The organism is Mesorhizobium sp. M7A.F.Ca.AU.002.02.1.1, assembly GCF_003998535.1.
GTDB classification, from domain to species: domain Bacteria; phylum Pseudomonadota; class Alphaproteobacteria; order Rhizobiales; family Rhizobiaceae; genus Mesorhizobium; species Mesorhizobium ciceri.
The window spans coordinates 1-7,284 of the sequence record NZ_RZPB01000277.1; the positions used below are offsets into that span (position 1 = coordinate 1).

The 7,284-nt window shown below is 57.7% G+C and carries 7 protein-coding genes and 1 pseudogene; 1 reads left to right on the plus strand and 7 read right to left on the minus strand.

Translation table 11 applies throughout. The annotated features are described in order from the left end of the window. A pseudogene (locus EN879_RS17860) lies at positions 1 to 396 on the plus strand (IS5/IS1182 family transposase); the annotation flags it as partial. A 248-nt stretch (positions 397 to 644) separates the two neighbouring features. Here EN879_RS17860 and EN879_RS39450 read toward each other — a convergent pair. From EN879_RS39450 to EN879_RS17900, 7 genes are all read right to left on the minus strand, one after another. After that, entirely contained in the window at positions 645 to 1,313 is a 669-nt protein-coding gene (locus EN879_RS39450) for a hypothetical protein (protein ID WP_176477193.1), read from the minus strand. A gap of 562 nt (positions 1,314 to 1,875) precedes the next feature. Continuing rightward, a complete protein-coding gene (gene ehuA, locus EN879_RS17870) occupies positions 1,876 to 2,652 on the minus strand; it encodes an ectoine/hydroxyectoine ABC transporter ATP-binding protein EhuA (protein WP_063170381.1) in 777 nt (258 codons plus the stop codon). Positions 2,653 to 2,771: 119 nt separating this feature from the next. Beyond that, the gene (gene ehuD, locus EN879_RS17875) at positions 2,772 to 3,440 is read right to left on the minus strand and encodes an ectoine/hydroxyectoine ABC transporter permease subunit EhuD (RefSeq protein WP_063169345.1); all 669 of its coding nucleotides are present in this window, start codon (positions 3,438 to 3,440) and stop codon (positions 2,772 to 2,774) included. After that, the gene (ehuC, locus tag EN879_RS17880) at positions 3,437 to 4,108 is read right to left on the minus strand and encodes an ectoine/hydroxyectoine ABC transporter permease subunit EhuC (RefSeq protein ID WP_063169346.1); all 672 of its coding nucleotides are present in this window, start codon (positions 4,106 to 4,108) and stop codon (positions 3,437 to 3,439) included. The genes ehuD and ehuC overlap by 4 nt, the downstream gene beginning before the upstream one ends. Positions 4,109 to 4,167: 59 nt before the next feature. Next, the gene (gene ehuB, locus EN879_RS17885; protein WP_082826582.1) at positions 4,168 to 5,040 is read right to left on the minus strand and encodes an ectoine/hydroxyectoine ABC transporter substrate-binding protein EhuB; all 873 of its coding nucleotides are present in this window, start codon (positions 5,038 to 5,040) and stop codon (positions 4,168 to 4,170) included. A gap of 224 nt (positions 5,041 to 5,264) precedes the next feature. Then, positions 5,265 to 6,386 carry an alpha/beta hydrolase gene (locus EN879_RS17890; RefSeq protein WP_063169347.1) on the minus strand — a complete coding sequence of 374 codons (1,122 nt, stop codon included), beginning with the start codon at positions 6,384 to 6,386 and terminating at the stop codon, positions 5,265 to 5,267. A gap of 770 nt (positions 6,387 to 7,156) precedes the next feature. Further along, on the minus strand, positions 7,157 to 7,284 hold a 128-nt coding region (locus tag EN879_RS17900; RefSeq protein ID WP_144289770.1), incomplete at its 5' end, for a GMC oxidoreductase.

Genomic DNA, 7,284 nt, shown 5'->3' on the forward strand with positions numbered 1-7,284 from the left:
GGGGCTGGACGCGCGCTTCAAATGGCCGTTCTACCAGGCCGCCACCGTTCTCTAGCAACGCCAGCGCCAGCGCGGCCGCAAGATCTACAGCCTGCACGCGCACGAGGTGGAATGCATTGGCAAGGGCAAGGCGCATATGCCCTACGAGTTCGGTGTGAAGGTGTCGGTGGCCACCACGCTGAAGCGCTCCAAGGGCGGCCAGTTCGCCCTGCATGCAAAAGCGCTGCCCGGCAATCCCTATGACGGCCACACGCTGGCAAGCGTCATATCGGCCACATCAAGAACGAACACCGCATGGGCCGCAACTACCTCGCCGGCCAGCAGGGCGACGCCCTCAACGCCGTCCTGGCCGCCGCCGGATACAACTTCTCCCTCCTGCTCAGGTGGCTGAAGTGATTTTTGTGGCCCTTGATCGCCCTGCTTCAACTCCGGCCGAAGTCGGTCGCCGCTTAGCGTCTGGATCACGGTCGACCAGCACGAGTTCCAAAAATCCAACCTGCATCTCAGGCACCGCGTCCTGACCTCGGAAATCGAGGATCCAGTCTCGACAGAGTATTCGACAAGATGCGGACGTGTGTTACAATAACGAGCCGCAACTCATACCAGACATGAGCTCATATTTTGGGATAGTGGCCTCCAAGCGGTCAAGCCACGGACGCGAATGTCATCCGATAAAGGGTCGCGGCGTCATAGATGGGCAGTCCTGTCCTACGACGGATTGCTGACGTCACCATCGGGAACAATGTACATTCAAATAGGAGGGCGGCAATCCCCGGATGTGCGGCGCCAAGTCGCGCGACACAGGCTGCAACCTCCGACTCCATTTCAACAACACCAGCCGGCCACGCGTCACCTTCAATGCCGCCGATGACTACTCTTGCCTCTGCGGATGAATCTATGCCCAGCAGCTCTTTGCCGCAGTGTCTTGAGTCTGCGGCCACAACGGCGAGCTTTGCGTCAGCTGGAAGCTGCCGGAGTAGCGTGGGCGCCAGTAGCAGGCTCGACATGGCCACCGGGACTTCGACAGACGCGGCCACTGCAGCCTGGTACCGGATACTGAACCCGCAGTCCCCGGTTATCGCGACTGCTCCGCGCTCGACCAACCGCCTGGCAGCTGCAATGTAGGCCGGCTCGAGAGAAGCATCACCGGGAATGACCCTCTCCTCCAAAGCCCCGGCCGCGGTCTCTATTATAATTGGGAAGTCGAAAGTTGCCGGGTTGAAGACCGACTCCGGTTGCGGTGGCGGAAATTCACGAGGCGGAAGTCCGATCTCCAGCCCAATAATTCCGAGGGCCCTTTGTTGAGTTGTCACGGAAGCATCCTTCTTCTGGAAGCAGCTAAGATGGTGATTTCGGCAGCAAATGCCCATCACCTGCGCGATACAGGTTCTCTCTGAATGCACGAATTTAACAGCGTCGAAACGGCTGTTTCAGAGAAACATGCCTTTCCAGGCGCAGTAAGTCGGCATTGTTTTGGTGCATTCGCATGAAAGCCGTAAAAACTGGGAAACCGCAGAACGCTTGTGCGACCCTCCCCGGGCCTGTAGGATACCGGGTTTGCGTCCGCCGTCAGACAATCGTGTTAGGGCACTTTCCAGAGCCCAGATGCCCTGAATGGCAGATTGAACGCACATCAGATCTTCAAGCTCGCAACTGCCGAACGGGCAGCGCTATTTACCTAACTCGACCAATCTGGGGCTTGGACCGGACGATCCTAGTTATGCAGTCCTGAATGAACTGGGGCAGTAACCTCGACATCAACCCGGCCCTGAAAAACCGCGCGTAGGTTCGTCGCAGGGCAGCCTGCTCCGAACGGACCAGTTCCTGCCCGGAAGCCACCCACGGGATAACTCAACTAGCGGCACAACCCGCAACTCACCTCGTCTCCAGCACCGCATTGAGAAACTGCTGCGTTCGCTCGTTTTGCGGATTGCCTAAAAGCTGGCTGGGCGGGCCTTGCTCGACAATCTTACCGCCAGAAAAGAAGCACACGCGATCGGAGAACTCCTTGGCAAAGCCCATCTGGTGCGTGACCATCAGCATTGTGAGGTCATGTTCGGCGCTGAGCTTGCGGATGACGTTGAGCACCTCTCCAACCAGTTCCGGGTCAAGCGCTGATGTCACCTCGTCAAACAGCATCACCTTGGGCCGCATGGCCAACGCCCGAGCGATCGCCACGCGTTGCTTCTGGCCCCCGGAAAGCTGGATCGGGAAATGGTTCTTCTTGTCGCCGAGGCCCACCAAGTCGAGCAGCTCTGCCGCTCGGGCCTCCGCCTCCTTCTTCGAGAGCCCAAGGACGGAGATCGGCGCCTCCATGCAGTTCTGCAGAGCAGTCATATGCGGGAACAGGTTAAAGTGCTGGAACACCATACCGATCTTGGCACGCACGCGACGGAGATGACGCTCGCTCGCCGGCACTATTTGGCCGTTCTTCTGCGTATGCGTCAACGGTTCACCGTCGACCCATATCACCCCCCCGTTGATGTGCTCAAGCGTCATCAGCATGCGCAGAACGGTGGTCTTGCCCGAGCCGGACGGACCAATGATGGACACCTTCTCGTTGCGTGCGATCTCGAGATTGAGTTCGTCCAGCACCGTCAACGCGCCGTAGCGCTTTGTGACGTTCTCGAAGCGAACTATGGGTTCGTTCATGACTTTTTCGCTGCGCCTGATATCGAGGTCAAGCTCGTCCCGCCTGGCTGATGCCCTAGGGCGCTTCGTGAGATCGTCCTCGAAGCGAAGCACAAATTCGCTCATAGTATAAGGCCTCCCTATTGCAGATGGTAGCGGCGGTTGAGCCAGACGCGGACCGACTGCACGATAGCGGAAGCAACCAAGCTGAACACGTAGTAGAAGAAGCCGCACATAGTGATCGCTTCTATGTATCGATAGTTATTGCCCCCGAAATTTTTCGCCTGCTGCAGCATCTCGAAGATCGAGATTGCCGCCAGGACCGGCGTGTCCTTGAACATGCCGATGAAGTAATTGCCCAGAGCTGGCACCATGGGCGGGATCGCCTGCGGCAGAATGATTGTTCGCCAGGTCCGCGTTCGCGAAAGGTTTAGTGCCGTACAGGCCTCCCACTGGCCGCCATCCACATTCTCGATGCCGCCGCGGAAGACTTCGGAACAATAGGCTGCATAGTGGATCCCCAGCACGCCAACTCCCGCCGTCCAGGCAGGAATGAAGATTCCGATCTGCGGACCAACGAAATAGACAAAGAACAACTGCAGCAGCAAGGGCGTTGAACGGATAAACTCCACGATCTCCGCCATGGTGGTCGAGACGTAGCGGTTTGGCGACTGGCGAATCATCGCGAAGACAAGACCCAATATCAGCGCGATCGCAAACCCGAGCAGCGTAGCCTCAATGGTGACGATCGCTCCCTGATAGAGATATGGGAAAGCCTCCCATACGTAAGACCAATCCCAGATCTTCAAGCCACCTGCTCCCGAACGAAACCGCGCGAGACGCGGCGTTCCAGCCAGCGCACGAAAGGAGTGATGAGGGCGCGCGCGATGATGTAATAACCGAATAGTGCAACCGCAAAGAACAGCATATAATCGCCAGTTGCGTCGGCCGCCTGCTTGGCGGCGCTAGTAAATTCGGGAATGGTGATGAAGAAGACGAGCGAGCTACCCTTAAGCACATCGATGAGCATGTTACCCCAGGTCGGCAGCATGGCGCGCATTGCCTGTGGGAGGATAATACGCCGCATCATGGTGAGCCGCGAAAAATTGAGCGCTGTAGATGCCTCATACTGGCCCCTATCAACGGCCTGAATGGCGGCGCGGACATACTCGGCTGCGTAGCCAGAGGCATTCATTCCGATCCCCAAAATTCCGACAGTCCACGGCGACAGGAAAATACCGAAAATCGGCAATACAAAGAACCACCAGTAGAGCTGAACCAGCATGGACGTCCCGCGGAAGAATTCGATGTAGGCGATACTGAACCAGCGCAACTGCCGACGGGGAGAGACTCGGGTCAGGCCCACGAAAAGCCCAAGGACGATCGCTACGACGCAGGCGCCAAGAGTGACGATGACCGTAGTCATGACGCCCTTGGTGAGCACGGCAAAGATAAAGCTGAGATCGACCTTACTCATATGCCCTCCCCACTGACCGCCTACCGGCCAAGGGCCGGGGAGCGGTCAGACGCATAGCTTCAGCCCTTGCAAAGATCAGCGGTCTTGCTGCCATCCGGGAGATCGCGTTTGGTGTAACCATATTTGCCGACCGCGGCCATCATTTCGTCAGAGCCAATATAGTCTTTCAACACAGCATTGAACGCGTCTACCGCAGCCTGTTCGCTGAGCGGGAAGGCTATGGCGGGATGTTCATTCGGTCCCGGCGGGGTATACGGGTCAGCCACCTCAATGCTGGGATCCTGCTCGGCAAGAGTCGTCGCGTTCAGACTATAGAGCGAGCCGGCAGCGGCGCGGCCGGCCTTTACAGCCTGTACGACCTCGGGCGGTCCGGCGACCTGCATAACCTTGTCGTCAGGGAAACCTAATTTCTTCGCCTGCTCGACTGCGGTGGTACCCGTCATGATGGCCAGGGTAAGCCCCTTCTTCTGAGCGTCATGGAGGGAATGCAGCGCTTCCGGATTGCCCTTCGGCACGATCATCGAATCATTGCTCGATGCGATCGGTTCGCTGAACAGGACGTTGCGGCACCGCTCCGGCTTAATCCACATGCCGCCCGTGATGATGTCAAAGCGACCAGCCTGGAGGCCCGGGACAAGGGAACCCCAATCGGTTACGACCGGCTCGATTTTGGTCGTTCCCATCTTTCTCAGAACGTCCAGTGTCATCACATTGACCAGGCCAAGCGGCTCGTTGTTCGCACCAGGATAGGCACTGGGAGGCTCATTGGTGAAGCCAAGACGGATCGTTTCTCCGTTCTTAATCTTATCGAGCAGCGACTCCGCCGAGGCCGAACCGGCAAAGGACGAGATTGTCATCGCCGCCAGGCCGAGCGCGGCAATCCTCTTCAAGATTGCAGCCTTAAAGCATTCGTCGAGTTTCCACTTGACCACTGGTTAGTCCTCCGTTTTCGCATCGCCGATGGTCTCCCGATATGCCTCGGGAAAAGACCATTGCATCATTTGTTGAGCTTGTAGTCCGGCGGTTCCCATCATCGTGTGAGCTGCAGGGTCCCCACTTAGGTATAGATTCCTCCAGTCGATCCTTTGCTACGCCACTTGTGCATGCTTCGTGAGCGTAGCAGCGCAGCTGTGGTGCTTTGTGCGAGAAATGCAAGTTATTCGCAGAAATTCGGTGATTTTTGGGTGCATACGCACATTTCCGTCATCCCCGTGGTTCGTTGGAAGTGAACAATCGCGAGCTGTGGTATGGCCAACTGAGGCACACCACGTCTTGCATGACTCCTGCCCTGCCCGGTTGGATGGGCGCCACCGCCTGGGCTATGCCCTTGTTGCCATGGCAGGGCACAAGTTCGTCGTATGCGACACGCCGCTGAGAGATTCGCCTCGGAGACGCTGGCCCGAGCATTGTTCCCGTCACAGTTGATCATTCGTGCCATTGACGGATGAGTCTGTTCACGGCTTCGCTCCGGATCAACCTGGACGGAATCGCCGGCATTATTGAGCAGATGGAAATCTGAATTCCTGATCAGCTTCGCCAGGTTGATCCCTTGCTCCGGCGTCGCGGTAGGGTCGTTCTTGGACCAGATGATCAACGTCTGGGCCTGAAGCTGATCAAGGTAGGGGAAGATATACTTCTGCTGCAGCAGTGGATAACGATGCAGGTTTGTCTCGTCTTCCGGCAATCTCTGCCAGATCTCCCATTGTCCCCGAGCCGCGGCCCGCCGATAGGCTTCTCGCTCGGCGCATTCCACATCCTGCCCGTGGGCGCGGCAGCTTTTCCGCCGTGCGGTGATGTATTCCTCTTCGCTCGGCATCGGGCCGGAACAGCCGTAAGCCTGCCGGCAGGCCTCCAGCCAAGCTTCGTCACGGTCATCTCCGAACGCCGGCGACACGGAGTTAGCGGTCAGCAGGACAAGCTTAGAAACAAGATCGGGACGCACGATCGCGACCCGCGCGTCGACGAATGATCCTTCTGAATGGCCGACTAGCGTGATCTGCTTCAAACCCAGTTGTTGGAGGAAGCTAATTACATGATTCACACGACCGAGCCGGTTAATGTATTTGCAGTCAGCAGGATAATCCGTTCCCCCAAAATGGAGTTGATCAATCGCTACTACCGTAAATTGATCGGATAGCCCGTTCAGCTGCCGAACAAAGGAACTCTTAGCCTCTGCACGGAAGCCCGCCCCCTGCAGGAAAACAATCGGCCTACCAGCTCCGTTCTCGCAGTACGATGTCTCGACACCATCAACCGATACGCGATGCTTGGTGATCATCGGTTCCTCGGCAAAAGGAGGGGCATCAGGTCGGCATTGCGACATGCGAGATGGACTGCCATTGCTCACTCCTGAGCGTAGCAGCCTCACATGCCACGTTGCCGAACTATCTCGTCTGAATACCGGAAATCGGCACCCCGGAGCCTCGCGTCTTGTCACTTTGCTCTGTCGTCGCCCAGCCACTGCGGCCGGGAGCCTTTTAGGTGCATGGGTGGCATTCCCCGCAAGATTTCAACCCTTGCACAGGTCGCCGGTCTTGGTGCCGTCCGGCAGATTGATTTTGGTGTAGCCGTATTTTGACCGACTGCATCATTTGGTCGGAGCCGATATAAGTATTCAATACCTCGTTGAAGGCATCGACCGCCTGCTGATTGGGCAGGAAGGCGAGACTTGGGTAGCCGGCCTTCCCAGCCGGCGGGGTGAACGGATCTGCCATTTCAACGCTGTCGACCTTGTCAGCGAGCTCCTTACCGTGAAGTAGTTTAGCGACCCCGCCGCCGCGCGGCCGACCTTCACTGCCTGCAAGAATTCGGCCTGGCCGGCGACCTGCATGACACGATCCTCCGGAATGCCCGCGTCTTTGGCGGTCGTGACCGTGTCGGAACCGGCGGTGGTGACCAGCGTTAGGCCCTTATCACGAATATCGTCAAAGGAGTGCTGGTCTTTTGGGATTGCCATTCGGCATGAGCAGGGCTTCGGTGAACTTAGCAAGCGGCTCGGTGAACACCACATTGCGGCAGCGCTCCGGCAGAATGTACATGCCGCCTGGCCTAGCTCCGTCTGCCGTCTCTCAAGGTTGTGTCGGCCAATTTCTCAGCCACCATAATCGTCGGAATGTTTGTGTTCGCCCGAGGGCAAAATGGCATGACGGAAGCGTCGGCGATCCTCAAACCCAAAA